At 69.4% G+C, this 17,626-nt stretch carries 18 protein-coding genes and 3 pseudogenes; 13 read left to right on the forward strand and 8 right to left on the reverse strand.

Translation table 11 applies throughout. The features are described 5' to 3' along the window. Window positions 1–28: 28 nt before the first annotated feature. On the reverse strand, window positions 29–490 hold the full coding sequence (locus tag ABT084_RS08205) for a DeoR/GlpR family DNA-binding transcription regulator (RefSeq protein ID WP_351039460.1): 462 nt from the start codon (window positions 488–490) through the stop codon (window positions 29–31). A gap of 552 nt (window positions 491–1,042) precedes the next feature. On the opposite strand from ABT084_RS08205, the gene ABT084_RS08210 reads away from it, so the two are divergent. Continuing rightward, window positions 1,043–1,414: a hypothetical protein gene (locus ABT084_RS08210; protein WP_351039463.1), complete on the forward strand. Its 372-nt coding sequence runs from the start codon at window positions 1,043–1,045 to the stop codon at window positions 1,412–1,414. On the opposite strand, the gene ABT084_RS08215 is transcribed toward ABT084_RS08210, so the two are convergent. Further along, on the reverse strand, window positions 1,377–1,937 hold the full coding sequence (locus ABT084_RS08215; RefSeq protein WP_351039465.1) for a TetR/AcrR family transcriptional regulator: 561 nt from the start codon (window positions 1,935–1,937) through the stop codon (window positions 1,377–1,379). The two genes, ABT084_RS08210 and ABT084_RS08215, sit on opposite strands and share 38 nt — an antisense overlap. A 113-nt stretch (window positions 1,938–2,050) precedes the next feature. On the opposite strand from ABT084_RS08215, the gene ABT084_RS08220 reads away from it, so the two are divergent. The 4 genes from ABT084_RS08220 (at window position 2,051) to ABT084_RS08235 (ending at window position 5,787) form a co-directional block, all read left to right on the forward strand. Next, window positions 2,051–2,737, forward strand: coding sequence for an SDR family oxidoreductase (locus ABT084_RS08220; RefSeq protein WP_351039468.1), 687 nt, complete (start codon window positions 2,051–2,053; stop codon window positions 2,735–2,737). A gap of 182 nt (window positions 2,738–2,919) precedes the next feature. Beyond that, a complete protein-coding gene (locus ABT084_RS08225; RefSeq protein WP_351039470.1) occupies window positions 2,920–3,924 on the forward strand; it encodes an NADP-dependent oxidoreductase in 1,005 nt (334 codons plus the stop codon). After that, on the forward strand, window positions 3,921–5,291 hold the full coding sequence (locus ABT084_RS08230; protein ID WP_351039473.1) for a hypothetical protein: 1,371 nt from the start codon (window positions 3,921–3,923) through the stop codon (window positions 5,289–5,291). Before ABT084_RS08225 ends, ABT084_RS08230 begins: the two co-directional genes overlap by 4 nt. 184 nt (window positions 5,292–5,475) lie before the next feature. Then, the gene (locus ABT084_RS08235) at window positions 5,476–5,787 is read left to right on the forward strand and encodes an STAS domain-containing protein (protein WP_351039475.1); all 312 of its coding nucleotides are present in this window, start codon (window positions 5,476–5,478) and stop codon (window positions 5,785–5,787) included. 183 nt (window positions 5,788–5,970) lie between these two features. Here the strand turns inward: ABT084_RS08235 and ABT084_RS08240 are convergent, their stop codons facing one another. After that, entirely contained in the window at window positions 5,971–6,822 is an 852-nt protein-coding gene (locus tag ABT084_RS08240; RefSeq protein ID WP_351039478.1) for an alpha/beta fold hydrolase, read from the reverse strand. A gap of 101 nt (window positions 6,823–6,923) precedes the next feature. Between ABT084_RS08240 and ABT084_RS08245 the strand changes: the two genes are divergently transcribed. Then, complete coding sequence (locus tag ABT084_RS08245) at window positions 6,924–7,337, forward strand: winged helix-turn-helix transcriptional regulator (protein WP_351039481.1); 414 nt, start codon at window positions 6,924–6,926, stop codon at window positions 7,335–7,337. A gap of 294 nt (window positions 7,338–7,631) precedes the next feature. Here ABT084_RS08245 and ABT084_RS08250 read toward each other — a convergent pair whose 3' ends face one another. Then, window positions 7,632–8,105, reverse strand: a complete 474-nt coding sequence (locus ABT084_RS08250) for a hemerythrin domain-containing protein (RefSeq protein WP_351039483.1) — start codon at window positions 8,103–8,105, stop codon at window positions 7,632–7,634. Window positions 8,106–8,425: 320 nt separating this feature from the next. Between ABT084_RS08250 and ABT084_RS08255 the strand changes: the two genes are divergently transcribed. From ABT084_RS08255 to ABT084_RS08265, 3 genes are all read left to right on the forward strand, one after another. Then, on the forward strand, window positions 8,426–8,983 hold the full coding sequence (locus ABT084_RS08255; RefSeq protein WP_351039485.1) for a cysteine hydrolase family protein: 558 nt from the start codon (window positions 8,426–8,428) through the stop codon (window positions 8,981–8,983). Between the two features lie 229 nt (window positions 8,984–9,212). Then, window positions 9,213–10,115, forward strand: a complete 903-nt coding sequence (locus ABT084_RS08260) for a SigB/SigF/SigG family RNA polymerase sigma factor (RefSeq protein WP_351039487.1) — start codon at window positions 9,213–9,215, stop codon at window positions 10,113–10,115. An 823-nt stretch (window positions 10,116–10,938) separates the two neighbouring features. Beyond that, entirely contained in the window at window positions 10,939–11,277 is a 339-nt protein-coding gene (locus tag ABT084_RS08265; protein ID WP_351039490.1) for a MerR family transcriptional regulator, read from the forward strand. 474 nt (window positions 11,278–11,751) lie between these two features. On the opposite strand, the gene ABT084_RS08270 is transcribed toward ABT084_RS08265, so the two are convergent. Continuing rightward, the gene (locus tag ABT084_RS08270; RefSeq protein ID WP_351039492.1) at window positions 11,752–12,360 is read right to left on the reverse strand and encodes a Tat pathway signal protein; all 609 of its coding nucleotides are present in this window, start codon (window positions 12,358–12,360) and stop codon (window positions 11,752–11,754) included. Between the two features lie 191 nt (window positions 12,361–12,551). On the opposite strand from ABT084_RS08270, the gene ABT084_RS08275 reads away from it, so the two are divergent. Beyond that, complete coding sequence (locus ABT084_RS08275) at window positions 12,552–13,745, forward strand: hypothetical protein (RefSeq protein WP_351039494.1); 1,194 nt, start codon at window positions 12,552–12,554, stop codon at window positions 13,743–13,745. Between the two features lie 92 nt (window positions 13,746–13,837). Here ABT084_RS08275 and ABT084_RS08280 read toward each other — a convergent pair whose 3' ends face one another. Continuing rightward, on the reverse strand, window positions 13,838–14,128 hold the full coding sequence (locus ABT084_RS08280) for a hypothetical protein (protein ID WP_351039496.1): 291 nt from the start codon (window positions 14,126–14,128) through the stop codon (window positions 13,838–13,840). A gap of 80 nt (window positions 14,129–14,208) precedes the next feature. Here ABT084_RS08280 and ABT084_RS08285 point away from each other — a divergent pair. After that, window positions 14,209–15,188: pseudogene (locus tag ABT084_RS08285) on the forward strand (IS5 family transposase). Window positions 15,189–15,233: 45 nt separating this feature from the next. Here ABT084_RS08285 and ABT084_RS08290 read toward each other — a convergent pair. Then, window positions 15,234–15,389, reverse strand: a pseudogene (locus ABT084_RS08290) (integrase core domain-containing protein); the annotation flags it as partial. Window positions 15,390–15,655: 266 nt separating this feature from the next. Here ABT084_RS08290 and ABT084_RS37970 point away from each other — a divergent pair. Continuing rightward, window positions 15,656–15,838: pseudogene (locus ABT084_RS37970) on the forward strand (IS110 family transposase); the annotation flags it as partial. Between the two features lie 120 nt (window positions 15,839–15,958). Here ABT084_RS37970 and ABT084_RS08295 read toward each other — a convergent pair. Next, window positions 15,959–16,867, reverse strand: a complete 909-nt coding sequence (locus ABT084_RS08295) for an SDR family NAD(P)-dependent oxidoreductase (protein ID WP_351039499.1) — start codon at window positions 16,865–16,867, stop codon at window positions 15,959–15,961. A 103-nt stretch (window positions 16,868–16,970) separates the two neighbouring features. Here ABT084_RS08295 and ABT084_RS08300 point away from each other — a divergent pair, with 103 nt between their 5' ends. Then, entirely contained in the window at window positions 16,971–17,582 is a 612-nt protein-coding gene (locus tag ABT084_RS08300; protein ID WP_351039502.1) for a CGNR zinc finger domain-containing protein, read from the forward strand. The last annotated feature ends 44 nt before the right edge of the window (window positions 17,583–17,626 follow it).

Genomic DNA, 17,626 nt, shown 5'->3' on the forward strand with positions numbered 1-17,626 from the left:
AGATCCGCCCCAGCGCCGCACGGCCGAGCTAGTCCGCTGTCGCGACCAGGATGACGCGTTGCGCGGCGGCCACGGCGGCGCGCTTCACCTGTACGTCGTCGAGGTTGTACGCGGTGGCGCCCTGGACCGGGGCGATGCCGCAGCAGCCCAGGATGAACGTGTCGAAGCACAAGTCCTTGAACATCTGGACCGGTGTGTGGCCGTGGAAGGAGAGCTCCTCGGGGCGCACCTGGCCGCCGGGCATCAGCAGCTGAATGCCCGGACGCCCGGACAGGGCGAACGTGGCGTGCAGGGAGAGAGGGCTTACGGTGAGCTGTCGGGTCGCCATGGCCTGGGCGACGGCCACCGCGGTCGTTCCGGTGTCAAGGGCGGCGGTCTCGCCGTCGGTCAGCAGCGACACCACCGTGCGAGCCAGTCGTTCCTTGGCCTGTGCGCCGGAAATCGCGCGGATCGCGTACGGCGGCTCGACCCCGCCCGGCAGATTGCTCACCCGGGCTCAGCCTCAGCGCCCACTTCGTCGGGGCGCTCGTCGGCGTGCTGATCCACCACGTGCTGCGGGGGCGGCTGAACAACCGGGTGCTGCTCGGCGGCTCGTACGTACTCATGGCGGCCGGCGCCGTGTCTTCGCGTTCTCGCCGGGCTGGACCCCGGCGCTGGGTGGCACCTTTGTCATCGGACTCGGCTTCGGGGGCATCGACTACGGCCTCAACCGGCTGCTCTCCATCGGCTTCGGTCACCGCAGCACGGATCCCGGCCGTCGCCCCGTACGCGTACTTCGGTGTCGGCCTGATGGTCGCGCCCAAACCGAGCGTGGCCGCGGCCGGCGCCTATGTGATCGCCGCCTCGATGATCGGCGGCGTGGCCTTCCCGCCGCTGCTGGGCGGCGTGATCGACACGATGGACATCAAGACGGTGCCGCTGTTGCCGTTCGTACTGGCCGCCGCCTGCGCTGTGCTCAGCCTGTGGCTGCGCAGGAAGGCCCCGGACCCCGACGCCGTGCCGGGCCCGCGCGGCGAGGTCCGGCCCCGCCTACTGGAAGGAGGTGTACGACACGCTGGGGATCCCGCTCGACGAGCGTCTGAGGGCCGATCTGGCCGCCGCGGACCTCGCGAGCTGGAGCGAGGTCGACCAGCGCAGCGTGGACCTGCTCGGCGAGCCGCACGGCCGGGCGGCGAAGCGGTCAGCACCGTACCGGCAGGGCAACTACGTTCCCCCGACCCGCCCGCTCCAGAACCGCGGAGTTTCAGGCCGCCACGACCCGAAGCGCCGGCGCGCCCGCAGCATCGAGGCCGCGCGCCACCGCGGGCGCCACGAGCCCGCCCTCAGCCGGGTCATCGTCATGCTGCCTCTGGCGGCACCCGGCGGCGTGGCGCTGATCAGTCGGCTGCGGTCAATGCCGCACGCGCGGTGGTGAGGATCTCCTCGGAGAGCGGGGAGCCGCTGGTGGCCCGGGCCAGGACGAGTGCGCCGAACATGGTGCACAACCGGGTGAGGCCGTCCTGGTCCTCCGTGGTGAGCCACTCGGCGAAGTCGCCCACGCCCTCGGTGTAAATCCGACGGGCCTCATGATCTCCGCCTTCGCGCGCCATGTCGGTGGCGAGCGCGGCGACGGGACAGCCGTCCGCCGGACTGTCGCGGTGCTCGGGGGAGAGGTAGGTGTCGATCAGTGCCCGCTGGGCGGCGGCGCGTCGGCCGCCGTGCTGCTGGAGTCCGTCGTCGTGGCGCCTTGCGAGATCGCCGAAGGCGTGGGCGGTGGCTTCGTCGATGAGCGCCTCCTTGGAGGCGAACTGCTTGTAGAAGCCGCCGTGGGTCAGACCGGCCGCCTTCATGAGGTCGGCGACGCTGACGTGCGTCCCCTGTTCGCGGAACAGCCGGGACGCGGTTTCCACGACCCGCCGACGGTTCTCCTCCGCCTGTGCCTGCGATACGCGGCCCATCGGCCACCTCCCGATTGGATGTCGACTGGCATCTATCTTAAACCAGTGCTTAGATTGTGGTCGTAATCTAATCGCGCCGTCGCTTGACGACGGCCGTCACGCTGGGAGTGGACATGGAACTGAAGGACGCGGTCGTCGTGGTCACCGGGGCCAACCGGGGGCTCGGGCGGCATCTGGCCGCCCAGCTCGTGGAGCGCGGAGCGCGCGTGTACGCGGCGGCCCGGCGCCCCGAGACGGTGGACCTGCCGGGGGTCACCCCGCTGCGGCTCGATGTGACGGACGAGGAGTCGATCCGCGCCGCGGCCCGCGTCGCGTCCGACGCGACGCTGCTGGTGAACAACGCCGGCATCTCCACCGGTGCCCCGCTGATCGCGGGCAGCCCGGACGCGGTGCGCCTGGAGATGGAGGTGAACTTCTTCGGTCCGCTCGCCGTGACGCGGGCTTTCGCTCCCGTCATCGAGGCCAACGGCGGCGGAGGCGTTCTCAACGTCCTGTCGGTCCTGTCCTGGCTGCACCCCGCCGGCCTCGGAGCGTATGCAGCGGCCAAGGCCGCGGCGTGGGCGCTCACCGACGCGGCCCGGGAAGAGCTGGCGCCCCGCGGCATCACCGTCTCGGCCCTGCACGTCGGATACATGGACACCGACATGGCCGCGAGCGTCCCCGCCGACCAGAGGGCCGACCCCGCCGAGGTCGCCGCCCAGGCCCTGGCCGGCGTCGAAGCGGGCCTGCCCGAGATCCTCGCCGACGAGATCACCCGGTACGTGAAGCAGAACCTGGCCGCATCGCCGAACGCGGCGTGAGCGCACCACGTCCCGTCGGCTGCCTCGATGCCCGGCGAAGGCGCCCGAGCCGGTGACGACCGACCGTCGCATCGACGAGGGACGCCAGTAAACACCGGGTCGAACCCTACGAACCATGTCGTCATCGCAGAAGACGGACGGGCGACAGTCACGCCCCCCGCTGGCGGGAAACGGAGACACCGATGAAGGCTTTCATGATCGAGCGGTACGGCGACAAGGACGGCGGCCGCATCACCGGGACCCCGGACCCGCGGGTGGGCGCCGACGACGTGCTGGTCCGGGTCCGCGCGGCGAGCGTCAACCCGCTGGACTTCAGGATCCGCGACGGCGGCTTCAAGGCGATCCTGCCGTACCGTCTCCCTCTCGTCCTGGGCAACGACCTCGCCGGGGTGGTGGCCGAGGTGGGATCGGACGTCACCCGGTTCGCCGTGGGCGACGAGGTCTACGCCCGGCCCGACAAGGGCCGCATCGGCACCTTCGCCGAACTCATCGCCGTCCAACAGAACGACCTGGCACCCAAGCCGGCCACCCTCACCATGGCGGAGGCCGCCTCCCTCCCCCTGGTCGCCCTCACCTCATGGCAGGCGCTGGTCGAGAGGGCGCAGGTCCAGCCGGGCCAGAAGGTCCTGATCCACGGGGGCTCCGGCGGCGTAGGGACCGTAGCCCTCCAGCTGGCCAGGCGGCTGGGCGCACACGTGGCCACCACCGCGAGCGCGGCCAAGGCCGACCTGGTCAGGGAGCTCGGTGCGGACGTCGTCGTCGACTACCGGACGCAGGACTTCGAGGAGGTCCTGGACGGCTACGACGTCGTCCTGGACACCCTCGGCGGCGAAACCCTGGAGAAGTCCCTGCGGGTCCTCAAGCCAGGCGGGAAGATCATCAGCATCGCCGGACCCCCTGACGCTGACTTCGCCCGCGAGCTCGGTGCGAACCCGGTCCTGCGGCAGGCGATGAACGCGCTGAGCTGGAAGACCCGGCGCCAGGCCAAGCGCCAGGGCGTCACCTACTCCTTCCTTTTCATGCAGGCCAACGGCGGCCAGCTGCGCGAACTCACGCGGCTCATCGACGTGGGAGAGATCCGCCCCGTCGTCGACCGCGTCTTCCCCTTCGACCAGACGCGCGAGGCGTTGGAGTACGCCGAGAAGGGCCGCGCCAAGGCCGGCAAGGTCGTCGTCACGATGGGGTGAGACGGACGGGAAGCGTTCTCGTAGGCGAGCGGAGACCCTTCTCCGGGCTCAGCCCACCCGACCACCACCGCGCGCTGTCCCTTCCGTCGCCCGTTGTCATCGCCGGGTTCATCGGGCGCAGCCGGCTGTCCGACGCCGTGCGGGCATGGGCCACGAGCGGGTCCGCCTACTCGGCGCCCATCCGGGACCCGCACCTGACCACCCTCGGCCTGGCGCTGGAGGCTTCCCTGAGCACCCGCGCCTACACCAGGGCCGCCGGCCTGGCTCTTGACCTGGTGGAGGCGGGCGGCGGGGCCGACGCCGGGACGCCGGTGCGGGCCGCCCTGTCGTGGGCCGCCCTGTCGTGGGGCGCCGAGGCCGGGGTCCTCAAGGCCCGTACGTACCCCCGGAACATCGCCCAGGTGTGGCTGCTGCGGATCGCGGCCGCTGTGGGAGACCGCTCGCCCGGCGATGCCGCGGCCGTACTGCACGAGGTGACCTCCGACGGCCTCGGCGACATGGGCGACGGCTGGGCCCAGGCCGTCGCCGCGCTGCTGGCGCCCTTGGTCCCCCACCTCGCGCGGGAGGAGTTCCGCCCCGTCCTGGACGCCGCGGACGGCGAACTGCTGGGCCATCTCGCGGCGTTCCTCCTGGAAGACGCCGGACCCGGGGACGCGTTGGAACCCGCCCTGCGCATCCGCGAAGCCGTCGCCCGGGCCCGCGCGCTCACCGCGATCCTCCACCAGGAGGCGTTGTATGCGCTGACAGCCACCGGCTCCGGCCCCTTCGCATCGCTCGACCGGCCGGGGACCCGGATCGCGGCCCGCCACTGCCCGGCGCCGGACGACCAGGGCGCCTGGCGAACACTGCTGTACGCGCCGGACGTCGCCGAGTCCGTTCTGCTGGTGTACGCCGCCCAAGGCGAACTGGACACCCAACTCCCCGTACTCGACGCCCTGATGGGGCGCGGCGCCGGAACCTTCGCCGACAGCAGCATCCTGCTGGCCCGGACCGTACAGACCGCACGACTCGGACCCGCCGGCATAGTCCGAACGCGCGCCGCGGGCGAAGGGGCCCTGGCCGAGCACCCCCACGACCTGCGGATCCTGCTGCACCACACCACGACCATGACCCACGTCGGTGACCCCACCGCCCCCCGGCTACTCGACGCCCTCGTCGCGGCGACCCCCACCACGGACGGCCAATTCCCGCACGCCGGGCACGTCGTTCCCTTCCACGGACTGTGCTCGTCGGGCTGCGGATGGCCCTCGTACGCGTCCTGGCCGCTGCCGGGCAGAGCGAACGGGCGCCGCAGCGTGCCGACCGGCGACCGCCGGGCGCTCAAGGACCCTGCGCGAAGCCGCGCGGAAGGGTGCGGGAAATCCTAGCGCCGCATCCTGGACAACGGCGGACTCGGAGCCCCCTTCCTTTTCACCAGTCACTCCCCTCGGGAGCGGAAGGCGTCGGGCCGCCACCAGGGCACGTTCACCTGTACGCCGACAGCGCCCGCAACGGTGCTGTGTGTCGTCCCGGCGGGGGCCGGTTCCGGATGCGGGCTGACATGCTGTGGCCATGGCAGACGAGACACATGACGAGCAGGACATCGTGGTCGTGACCGGGTCGGGGGAGTACGACCTGGACACCCTGGACGCAATCTCCGGCGAGCTCTCCGCCGCGGCGGCGGCCCACCGCATGGTCGTCCTGGACGCGTCCGCCATCACGTTCGCCGATTCCTCGTTCCTGAACCTCCTGATCCGCACCCACCACGCCACACGGCTGAGGATCGCCGCTCCTCAGGGCCAGCTCGCGCGGCTCTTCGAAATGACCGGAGCGGACCGGGTGCTGGACCTGCGCCCCAGCGTCGAGGACGCCCTCAGGACCTGATGTTCACGACACCGCACCCCCGCCCGGAAACCGTGCGGGGATGCGCAGTTCCTGATGTACGTCGTCAAGGCGGCCGGGGCGCCTCCAAGCGGGCGACACCTGGCAGGGTGGCTGCCGCGACGGGTGATGAAGCGCTGGTCGGGAGGGGGCCGGCGAGAGTCCGCGTCCGTGCGGTTACTGCGGTCACCTCGCCTTCGCGTCCTCACCGGCCAGGAAGGGACGCAGCAGTGAGAGCAGGGCGCGCGGGCGGTGCAGCGGGATGATGTGGCCGCAGTCTTCGATGAGGTGTCCGGTGAGATCGTCGGTGACCGGGCGGAGCTGGCGTTCCAGCGCAGCACCGACGGGCTGGGCGCCCAACGCCATCGTCGGCACCGTCAGGCGGGCAGTGGCGACCGCCTGCTCGATCTGTACCGCGCTCTGGGGCAGCGCCCGGTAGTACGAGAACGCGCGGTTCAACGCCTGGCGGCCGGTATACGCGCGGACGAAGGCGTCCCGGAGAGCGGGGCGCACCCCGTCGCCGAGCGTCCCGGCGCGCAGAAACCAGTCGACGTAGGCGGCCTCGTGACCCTCCAGCACGGTCTCGGCAAGGCCGGGCGCGGCGGAATGGAAGCCGAACCACCACGGTGGCCCGTCGGCGAGGAAGTCCTCGGCGCCGGGCAGCCTGCCCAGAACGGACTCCATGACGACCAGGCGCCGGACGAGGCCGGGGCGACGCAGGGCGAGGAGGAAGGCCGGCGCCGTACCCGCGTCGATGCCCACCACCGCGGCCGAGGACACGCCGAGCGCGGTCAGAAGCGCCGCGGCGTCCTCGGCCAGGGTGCCCGCGTCGTACCCGGAGGCGGCCCGGCCGCTCGCCCCGAACCCGCGCAGGTCCGGCGCTATGACGCGGTAGCGGCCCGACAGGCCGGCCATGACGTCCGTCCACACCTCCCAGGTGTGCGGGAAGCCGTGCAGCAGCAGGACGGCCGGGCCTGATCCGGCGAGAGCGACGTTCAGTTCGACACCGTTGACGGGGACGCGTCGCAGCTCAGGCATGGAGGGGCTCCAGGTGTGGTGAGGAATGGTGACCACGTCACGCTAGGGAACTACCCTGGCTCCTCCAAGACGGCACTTTCCCTTCAGGTGGTGAGCCCCGAGTGACCACATCGAGGACCGGCGAACCCGGTCGGCGGCCCGGTGGGCGGGGTGATCTGCTGGATCCGCTCTGCCCGACCCGCCAGTTGCTCGACCGTATCGGCACCAAATGGACGTCGATGGCGATCAAGGTGCTGGCCCAGGAGGCTCCTGACGAGCTCCGTTTCGCGGAACTGCGGCGCCGTATCCCCGGCATCTCACAGAAGATGCTGTCCGTCACCCTGCAGAGCCTGGTCCGCGACGGCCTGGTCACGCGCCGCGTGGAACCCATCGTGCCGCCCGCCGTCCACTACCGGCTCACCGAGCTCGGCCTGTCCCTCGAAAGACCGCTCTCCGCCCTGCGGGTCTGGGCCGAGACACACATGCCGGAGATCAACCGCAGCAACCGGCTTGCCGATGAGTCGCTACCGGGCTGACCAGGGATGGGGCAGCGCGGCCGGAGCCTGCTGTGACCCCGCGGAGGTCCACCAGGCCATCCCGTACGGCGACGGCACGGACCACGCCACCCACAAGGAGCAGGGCAGCGTGATCGGCCGCTGCATCATCTGGCGAGGCCGCCACGCCGACGACAGCGCCTGCACGCCGTCGTCGACAGGGCAGACGTGGCCTGATACGGCACTGGCGAGCGTGTGGACAGTGGCCGCGTCGATGTTCGGGTTCGCGTCCCAGGCGCGGCGGGCCGTGCCGGGCGCGGGGGAGTTGCCCGCGGCTTACTGGTCGGCGCTGGGCACGGCGAGAGGGTCGCCCGGGGCCTTCTTCTTGGCCGCTTCCATCTGTTCGCCCAGCTCGGTGAGGCGGTTGCGGCCCATGGCCTTGCGGACGTCGGGGAACCACTCCTTCTCTTCTTCCTCGACGTGGTGGCGCACGTTTTCGATGAGGACGGTCATCTTGGCGTCGAACCGCTCGTCGCTGGGGTCGAGGCCCTTGAGTTCGGAGAGCATCCACAGCACGACGTGGTGCTCTTCGATGCTCTCCAGGACGTGGTCCTTGGCCTCCGGGTCGGCCTCGCGGGCGGCCGGGTAGAAGATCGTTTCCTCGATCCAGGTATGGGTGGTGAGTTCCTCGATGACCTGGTCGGCGATCTTCCGCTTCTCGGCGTGGGCGTTGTCGCCGGCCTTCTCGAACTGCTTGAACAGCTTCTCCACCGTCTTGTGGTCTTCCTTGAGCAACACGATGCCGTCCACCAGAGGCCTCCATAGATCGCGCTTTCGGGGGCGTGGGCTGCCCGGGAGCCGTGTACCCGGAGGCGGCACGCGTACGCGACGCCCATGGCACGGATGCCCCGGAAGGAGGAACGCCACTGGGCCGTACGCCGCCCCGGAGCGGTCCGGCCAAGACCGACGGGTGACCCGAGGCCTTGGAACAGCCCAGGGAGCGGCGCGGGTGGCTGCCCCGGCCCCCGGCCAAGGCCTGCCGCGCCCCCGAGCCCACTTTCGAATTCTGCCGACGGAGAACGCCGAGGCGCACCCGCCTGCGCGTATGGCTGAGACGTATTGTCGTCGCCATGGCACATACGGCTCTCATCGTGATCGACATGCTGAACCCGTATGACCACCAGGACGCGGACCGCCTCGTCCCGTCCGTCCGCAAGATCCTCCCGGCTCTGCGTGAACTCCTGGACCGGGCCCGGGCCAGTACCTCACCGGTGATCTACGTGAACGACAACTTCGGCGACTGGCGCTCCCACCACGGCGAGATCCTGCAAACCGCCCTGTCGGGCCGGCATCCGGACCTGGTGGCGCCCATCGCCCCCGACGGGGAGTCGCTCTTCGTCGTCAAGGCACGGCATTCGGCGTTCTTCGAGACACCGCTGGCCTACCTGCTCGGTCAGCTCGCCGCGGAGCGGATCGTATTGTGCGGGCAGGTGACCGAGCAGTGTGTGCTGTATTCGGCACTGGACGCCCACATCCGCCACTACGACGTCACGATCGCTTCCGATGCGGTCGCCCACATCGACGAGGGACTGGCCGAAGCGGCCCTGGAGATGATGCGACGCAACATGTCGGCCGCCACCTGCCCAGTCGGCGACATCTCCTTCGACGACGCCACACCCGAACGATGAAAGAACACGTGCGCCCGGGCCGCGCCGCGAGAGGCCGTCACCACGAGCGGGCCGCCGGCATCCCGGGAGGCGAGAGACCGACTCGAGAAACCCCGTGTGCCCGCCCCGGTGCCCCCCTCAGGTGCCCCATGCAGCCATGAAGCTGAAGATCATCCACGGGACACGCATATGAACGGTTCATCGTGGGCAAACGGGCCCTGCAAGTCATCCGATCAGGGAGGAATGCAGGATGTCCCACGCTGCCGCAACCGCCAACCCCACCCGCAGTGCGACCAGTCCCGCTTGCGGACCCGCGGCCGACCAGGCCGCACAGCCCCTCCCGCAGATCGATGACGCCCGTAACGTGGCGCCTTCGGACGCACGCGAACTCTCCCGGGTCTTCCTGGACCGGCTGCGCAGCCTGGACGAAGGCACGCGGGAGTACCAGTACACGCGTAACACCCTCATCGAGATGAACATCTCCCTGGTGAACTTCGCGGCCCGGCGCTTCAGGGCGCGCGCGAGCTCCTCCGGAATCGACCTGGAGGACCTCCTCCAGGTCGGCACCATCGGCCTGATCAAGGCGATCGACCGCTTCGACCCCGACCGCGAGGTCGAGTTCTCCACTCTCGCCCTCCCCTACATCACCGGCGAGATGAAGCGGTACTTCCGCGACACGACCTGGGCCGTCCACGTCCCGCGCCGCCTACAGGAACTTCGCATCGAACTCGCCAAGAGCCAAGAGGACCTGAACGACATCTTCGGCCGCGCCCCGACGGTCAAGGAACTCGCCGAGCACCTCGAACTCTCCGAGGAACAGGTCATCGAGGGCCTGGTCGCCGCCAACGGCTACACCAGCGGCTCCCTCGAGGAGCCCGCCTCCCGAGGCAGCCGCCCCGACGCGCAGCCCCGCTCCCTCGCGGATTCGGTCGGGGACGTCGACCCGGAAATGGAACTCTTCGAGGACTTCCACACCCTCGCCCCGCTCCTGAAGGACCTGGCCCCCCGCGACCGCCGCATCCTGCAGATGCGCTTCGGCCAGGAGATGACGCAGTCGGAGATGGGCGCGGAGCTCGGCATCTCCCAGATGCAGGTCTCCCGCCTCCTGACCCGCATCCTCACGCAGCTCCGCGCCGGAATGCTCGCCGCCTGACCCCTCGAAGATCGAGGAGCCGGGTCAGGGACAAGCTGGCGGGGCCCGCCGTTCACCCATCCCGGCGAGGGTCGATTACCTCTCCGACACGCCAGCGGAAATCTATGCTGGCTGGAGTAGACATTGGGCGGTGGTGTGGTTATGGTTTCTCTCGTAGCCCAGCGAGAACGAAGGGCCTGGCAGAGATGAACTGCCGGGCAGCAGTCTGTAGTTGCAGTACGCAGTACGCAGTACGCAGTGCGCAGTGCGCAGGACGGTGCGGTTGTGGAGTGTCGAAGCCAGAGTGGTTGCAGGACGGCGACGGGACTGGCGACCGGACCGGGTGGCCCGCAGTCATCAGGGGCTGCCGACAGTGGTTGACGCAGTGAGCAGTACCCAGCAGTGAAATGGGCTGTACCTCGGTGAAGGCGTCGGCTGCGGGCGCGCGCACCGGGAGGTCCGGCAGTGGGGTTCTAAGCCAGAGCAGATGCGGGATGGGCGACGGGGCTGGCTGCCGGAGAGCGGCGCTTGGGCAGGCCGCATGCAGTACGCAGTTCCGTTTGGTGAGTAAGTGTTCAATCCAGAGGGATGAACGGAGGGACCACGCGCCATCAGGATCGCCCGGGCGAACAGAGCCAAGGCCCGGGTACCGCAGGACATCGATAGTGAGGTGGTCTCCGGTCACGCATCCGCGATCCCCGCACACCCCGTCGTCGTCGAGCCGGGTGGGCGGAAAGAGAGGGCCGGCGCAGTATCAGGGCCGGCAGATGGTGTAGCAGTTCCTTCGGGGCCCCGGTGCAGCACTCGCACCGGGGCCCCTCCACGCGTTTCACAGAGAGGTGCGATGACAGCAGAGGACTCCTTCGGGCGTCTCGAGGACGACGACTACCCCGCCTACACGATGGGCCGGGCCGCCGACATGCTCGGCACCACCCAGAACTTCCTGCGCGCCCTGGGCACGCACCGCCTCATCACCCCACTGCGCTCCCCGGGCGGACATCGCCGCTACTCCCGCTACCAGCTCCGCATCGCCGCCCGCGCCCGCGAACTCGTGGACCAGGGCACCCCGATCGAGGCCGCCTGCCGCATCGTCATCCTCGAAGACCAACTCGAAGAAGCCCAGCGCCTCAACGCCGACTACCGCCGCGGCGCCGGATCCCCGCACCCGGGGACAGCGGCCTGAACGGACCGGGATCCGCACTTCCTCCTCGAATCCGCGGCCGGTCGCGGACATTGCGCACGTACTCGCGGTCTCCGTTGCTGCGCTTTCGGTCGAACGTGCTGTGGCCATTGGTGCACAAGTCGATGCTGCCAGGTGAGCGGGCCTACGGTGCCGTTGGCTGCCCTGCGTTGACCCCCAGGGGTGAGGGCTCGTGCCGCGGGGCAGGGGCCCTCACCGAAGAGCAGGTCAGGTCATCAGCCGGTGTTCAACCGGTCAGCCGCGTCCATCGCACGCCTTGCAGTCACCGCTTCCGCGGCAGCTGTCGCACTTCCACACACCGCGGTAGCCGGATCCGTCGCAGGTGGTGCACTTCCCATTGCCGTTGCATCGCTGGCACTTGTTCCACATGGTGGGTGCTCTTCTCGTTTCTGTTCGTCGGTTGGATGTCGTTGGTCGGCCCGGCGGCCCACCGCGCCTTTGGCTGCTGATCGGCCCTCAGCGGTACGTACTGGCCTTCCCCCAGCCGCTCGCGTTGTCCAGCGTGGTTGCGAAGTAGTTCCTGGGCGGGAGGGTCTGACCATCGGGCAGGTGCTTGCTGCTGAGGGCGGGGCTGTACTTGCGGAAGATCGCGATCGACTTCGTGAGGCAGTTGTTGAAGCCGATGTCGTAGCCGTTGTCCTTCATGTTGCGGAAGGTGCGCTGCGCGGCCCCGAGGTCGCCGCCGGCCGTGTTGATGCACCGGTAGGCGTCGTAGTAGCCCGCCCTGTGGTGGCCGTCCGGCTTGATGCTCTTGTGGAGGTCGTCCCAGGTGCCGCCTTTGATCCAGCTGCCGTTGTTCTGGCCCGCCGGGATGTGCAGCTTGCCCCCCTCGGTCGCGCCCCAGATCCAGTGGTTGGTGTTCTTCGGGTCGCGGATCGCCCAGGCGACGTGTCCGTACGTCCGGCCGAGGATCGGGGCGCCCTCCTTGTCCAGGAAGAGGCACACCTGGCCGCCCGTGGCGGCCCCTGCCGTACCAGGGGCGGCCATCGGTGCCACGGTCGCCGACACCACGGCCGCGAGGAGGGTCAGGAGTGTGGGATGCTTTCGGGTCGTCGATCGGTTCATGGGCAGGACTCCGTTTCTGCACAGGTGAGTTGAGGGCGGATCGGCTCGGTGCCGTCCGCCGCGTTCCACTCTCCTGAACGCCGGAAGCTCGCTCCAGATCCATCGTCCGGCAGGCGCTTGCAGTGCCAGGAGCGCACTGTCTGACCTGCCGTTTCACTAGCGCAGTGCAATCTTTGGCAGGAGGAGCAGCGGTGGGGGAGCAGGAAGAGAACTTCGAAGGGCTGGCGTACGCACTCGTCCAGGCATTGGACGAGTGGAGCGACTGCCTGCAGGAGGTGATGGCGGGGCCAGGGCCTTCCCGGCCGGGGCTCATCGCCCGGCTGCGGGGCGCGGACCCGAAGATCGACAGCCCTCTTCTGGGGCATTGGCTGCTCGGCCGTGATCAGTTGCTCGGCGAGAACAAGAGGTCCGGCCGCGTACCGACCGTCCAGGACACCGCCCGGATCGTGGAGGCCTTCCGGCCCGAATCCGCCTCTCAGCGCCAGCGGCTGATGGCGGTCGCCGGGCGGATCGAGTTCCACCGGACGCAGCTGCAGACGATCAAGGGGCACCAGTGGCGTAGCGCGGTGGTCAGCGCCCTCAGGGCCCCGGAGCAGCCTGGCTCGCCGGACCCGGCCGCCGCCTCGCAGGTTCACCCGGAATCCGCAGACTGGCCGCCACTTCTCCCTGGCGATACGTCGGCGCAGGCACCGGCGGCGGGACTCGGCCAGGTTTTCCCTGAAGAAGACAGCGAGCGGCCCGCAGTCGGCCCGACTGCCCCGCTGCCGATCGCAGCCCCTCCTGCCCCTGCGGCATCCGGCTCATGGAAGCTGCCTGCCGTCGCCGTCGCCGTCGCGGCCGTGAGCTTGATCGTCGTGGGCATCGCCGTGAAGGGGTGGTCAGCGTCAAGCGAACAGGGTGGTCAGGCCAGGCCCTCCTCCAGCACTGCGGTATCAGACGCAGGAACAACTGCTGCCCAGCCCCGGGACGCGTTGGGGGGAGACAGCCGCTGTTCTCCTCCCAGAAGCGGTCCGTCCGGAGTTCAGCTGCGCGCCTGCGCGAAGGTGGAGCACGACAAGGTGGCTTTCGCCCTCAAGGTCGACAATCCCACGGCCTCCGCCGCCGACGTCACGGTCAAGGTGGGGGGCTCCTGGGCAGGAGCGGCCCACGACTGCAATCCGGGCCCTGGCACCACCCACATCACCGTCGAGTCGGGCACCACTTTCACCACGGAACCGGCCCACTGCGAGATCGCACGCCAGAGCGCCCCACTGGCCTATCAGGCGGAGGCGTACATCGCGGCAGGCGACGGGCAGGAGTGGATCGGCCATGTTTTCTCACCCCGCGCCAACGTCTACGCGGACCGGGGAACCTTGTGGCGGTGCGGCGGCGACGTACCCTGCTGAGGCCTACTGGACCACCGCCCTGGCCGCCGTCGGCATCGGCTGATAGGGGCGGTGCATTGACCGGGAGACCAGGGGCTGTCGATCGTTGCCGTTTAACTTTCGGTCGTGAGTTGGCCGGCTTCCTTGTGCTCCGATTCAGGGCGCGGTTGGATGTGGCCGATGCAGGATCCGGGCACCCGGTCGGGCTCCCAGGTGACTTCGAGGGCAGTCCCGTGGAACTCGCGTCCGAGTTCCCTCAGCATCGCGGCGGCGCCCTCCTTGGCCTGCTCCGCGGTAGCCGTGACGGGCACCCTGGTCATCCCGCAAATGATCGTGCCGTCCACGGTGGTGGTGCTGTGGCGCCAGCCACTCGGTGTTGCCAGCAGGACGATGTCCTTCGGCATGCCCTAGGGCCTGTGTGATGTCGTGATCAACTACTGGGTTCTGGCCTGTTTGAGGGGTGGGATCCGGTAGGACTGGGGTCGTGACGCGTAGGCAACTCACCCATGTTCAGTGGAAGTTCATCGAGCCGTATCTGCCGATCGGTAGGTACGGTCCGTATCCGGCGCGGTTGCGGGAGCAGTTCGAGGGTGTGATCTGGCGGTTCCGCTCCAGTGGCCAGTGGCGGGAGATGCCCGCCGAGTTCGGCCCCTGGGCCACCGTCTACGGACGCTTCCGCGTGTGGCGGGACGCCGGTGTGTTCACGGCCCTGCTGGAAGGCCTGATCGCGGAGGGGGCCCGGGTGGGCAGGACGGACTTGTCGCTGGTCAGCGTGGACTCCACCACGGTCCGTGCCCACCAAGACGCCGCCGGGATGCGGGTCGGCAAGCACCTGATGAAGGCTCTGGAAGAAGCCGTGCAGGAGCAGGAGACAGCCCGGCAAAAGGGGGCGGCGCGGAGGAACAGAACGGACAGGACGAACGCCGGCGCATCCGGCGCAGACACAGGCTCCGCCTGAAGGAAGCCCTGCTCGGCAGGTCCCGGGGCGGACTCACGAGCAAGATTCACCTCGCCGCGGACCGCCGGTGTCGTCCGCTCGCGCTGGTCCTGACTGTCGGGCAAGCCGGGGACAGCCCGCAGTTCATCCCCGTACTCGCGAAGGTCAGAGTCCGCCTGCCGGTCGGCCGTCCCGGCACAACGCTCGGCGCGGTCGCCGCGGATAAGGCGTACTCGTCCCGTGGCAACCGCGCCTACCTGCGCAGACGCGGAATCAAGGCCGTCATCCCGGAGAAACGGGACCAGGCAGCCAACCGCAAGAAGAAGGGCGCACGAGGTGGTCGGCCCGTCGTCCACGATGCCGACCTCTACAAGGAACGGAATACCGTCGAGCGCCTGATCAACAAGCTGAAAGCCTGGCGAGGGATCGCCACCCGCTACGACAAGTCCCCGGACAGCTACCTCGCCGGCCTCCACCTCCGCGCCGCCATGATCTGGATCGACGACCTCCTGAAAGCCGCCGACTGATCACGACATCACACAGGCCCTAGGTGTGCGACTGCCGCAGCTTGATTACAGCGGGGTCTGGGTCTTCTGCTTGAGGCGTTCGTAGGGTGTCTGGCCGCCGAGGGCGCCGTGGGGGCGGTGGTAGTTGTAGTGGTCCTCCCACTCGCGGAGCTTGTCGTTGAAGACGCCGGTGTCGTCTGTGTAACCGCCGTCCAGCAGTTTTATACCTAGGCCACAGCCAATGGTTTGACATCGCCGCCCGCATATGAGGGGAGTGCCGACCGGGAAGGTCCCCTACGACTCCGAGGATGTTCAGGCGCCGCTTCGGGCGGTGCTCGCTGCCGCAGGGCCGGGGGCGTGTCCCGATGGGGGCCTTCGCGCCAGGCACCATCACAGTCTTGACCGCCCCAGGCCCGGCGGCGGCCACCGGTTCCCGAGGCGATCAGGAGACAGGCGACCTCGACCGGCATCGCGCAGTCCACCACCCCATGTCACCCCCGGCCGACGCCGGGGACGTCCTGCTCGGCGTGGACACGCACAAGGACAGTCACGCCGCAGCTGTCATCACCGTGTTCGGCTCCGCCCTGGACGGCCGCTGCTTTCCCGCGAGTGCCGATGGCTCTCGGCGACTCCTCGACTGGGTACGGTCACTTGGCGTGCTGCGGCGGGCCGGGGTCGAGTGCACCGGCTCATACGGATCTGCCTTGACCCGTCACCTGCGTGCCGAGGGCAGCATCGAAGCGACCGAGGGCGACCGAGGTCAATCAGCCCGGCACAACGGCCCGACGCTGTCACGGCAAGACCGGCGCCATCGACGCCGAGGCCGCCGCCCGCGCCGTGCTGACCGGATGCTGCCTGTCGACGGCGTCCGTCACATGCTGCCAGCTGTCCAGGTCTGCGATCCGCGCCTCCAACGCGGGGCGCATGTCCGTTGCGCTGGAGGTGCCAAGGGCCAGGCGGAGCGGAGGGTTGGGGCTGTCGACCGCAGTCCGGATGCCTTCGGCGATCCGCGCCGCGGCCGAGAACGCGGACGCCGGCATCTGCCCGATGCTCTTGTGGACCTCGCGGACGGTCTGGTCGTAGTCGGCCAGGCCGGCTGCGACATCGAGGTTGGCGAGGAAGGGGGTCGCGGTCATTCCGGGCTGGATGATCGTGACCTTGATGCCGAGCGGTGCGACCTCGGCCGTGAGCGCGTCCGACAGCCCCTCGACCGCGTACTTGGTGGCGGCCAGCAGTCCCACGCCGGGATGGGCGGACTGCCCGTAGACCGACGAGCCCTGGAGGATGTGCCCGGATCGCTGGGCGCGGAGCACCGGCAGCGTTGCGCGGAGCACGTTGAGCACTCCGAAGACATTGGTGTCGAACACGGCGCGGACTTGCGTGTCGGAGGCTTCCTCAACGGCTCCGAACAGCCCGTATCCCGCGTTGTTGGCCAGGACGTCGATACGGCCGAACCGTGCGAGCGTGCCGTCCACCGCGTCCCGAACGGCTCGCTCGTCACGGACGTCCGCCTGGATGAGAAGCAGGCGCTCACCGTGGGCTTGCGCCAGTTCGTCCAGGGAGGAGGTGTCGCGGGCGAGGGCCGAGACGGTGTCGCCGCTCTCCAGTGCCTGGAGCGTCAGTTCGCGGCCGATGCCGGATGTTGCCCCGGTGATCAGCCATGTGCGGTGGTGGGTCTGGTGGTTGGGTGTCTCGTTCATGTTGCGACCGTAAGTTGTTAGATCGCAACTCGTCAACCTCGATCGGGTGGAAGGTTGCCTACTAGCTGGATTAGGGCCCATCGCTCTGATGTAGGCTGGGAGGATGATCGCTGCGGCAGCCGGATACCCGAAACCCAGTCCACGCACCGTCACGCCGATGGTGGAGACCGTTCTCGCGTTCGTGAACACGCGTGCGGACGGATCGGGCCGCCGCGAGTTGTTCGGGGACGGGGACTCGTTTGCGGCGTGGCTGGCGGGGCGCGACGAGTTCGGTGGCGAAACCGTGGTGACCGACGCCGACGCCGCGGTCGCGCGCGAGCTGCGTGACGCTCTGGTGGCCGTGCTGCTCGCGCACTCGGGCGATGAGGAAAGTCTCGGTGAGCCGCTGCTGCGTGCCGAGCGGCACCTGCGACGTGTGGGTTCGCTCTACCCGCTGGCCACGGTGGTCACGGCCGGTGGTGTAGAGCTGGCCTCGCCGCAGGCGGGGGTGCCGCGCGTGTTCGGAACCGTACTGGCCGCGGTGACGATGTTCGCGCAGAGCAGCGACTGGGGGCGCATCAAGGCGTGCCGGAACCCCCCATGTCATTTCGGTTTCTTCGACCGCACCCGCAATGGGGGAGGGCTGTACTGCAGTACCGGCTGCGGCTCTCAGGTGTCCATGCGCAAACACCGCCAGCGGCAGCGCCAAGGCAGTGGTGCGCCGTCCGAGGCGTGAGACCGCCCTTCCAGAGAAGAAGGGTGAGCATCCTTACCGGCCAG

It is taken from the genome of Streptomyces sp. NPDC002138, assembly GCF_040296485.1.
Taxonomy (GTDB): Bacteria; Actinomycetota; Actinomycetes; order Streptomycetales; family Streptomycetaceae; genus Streptomyces.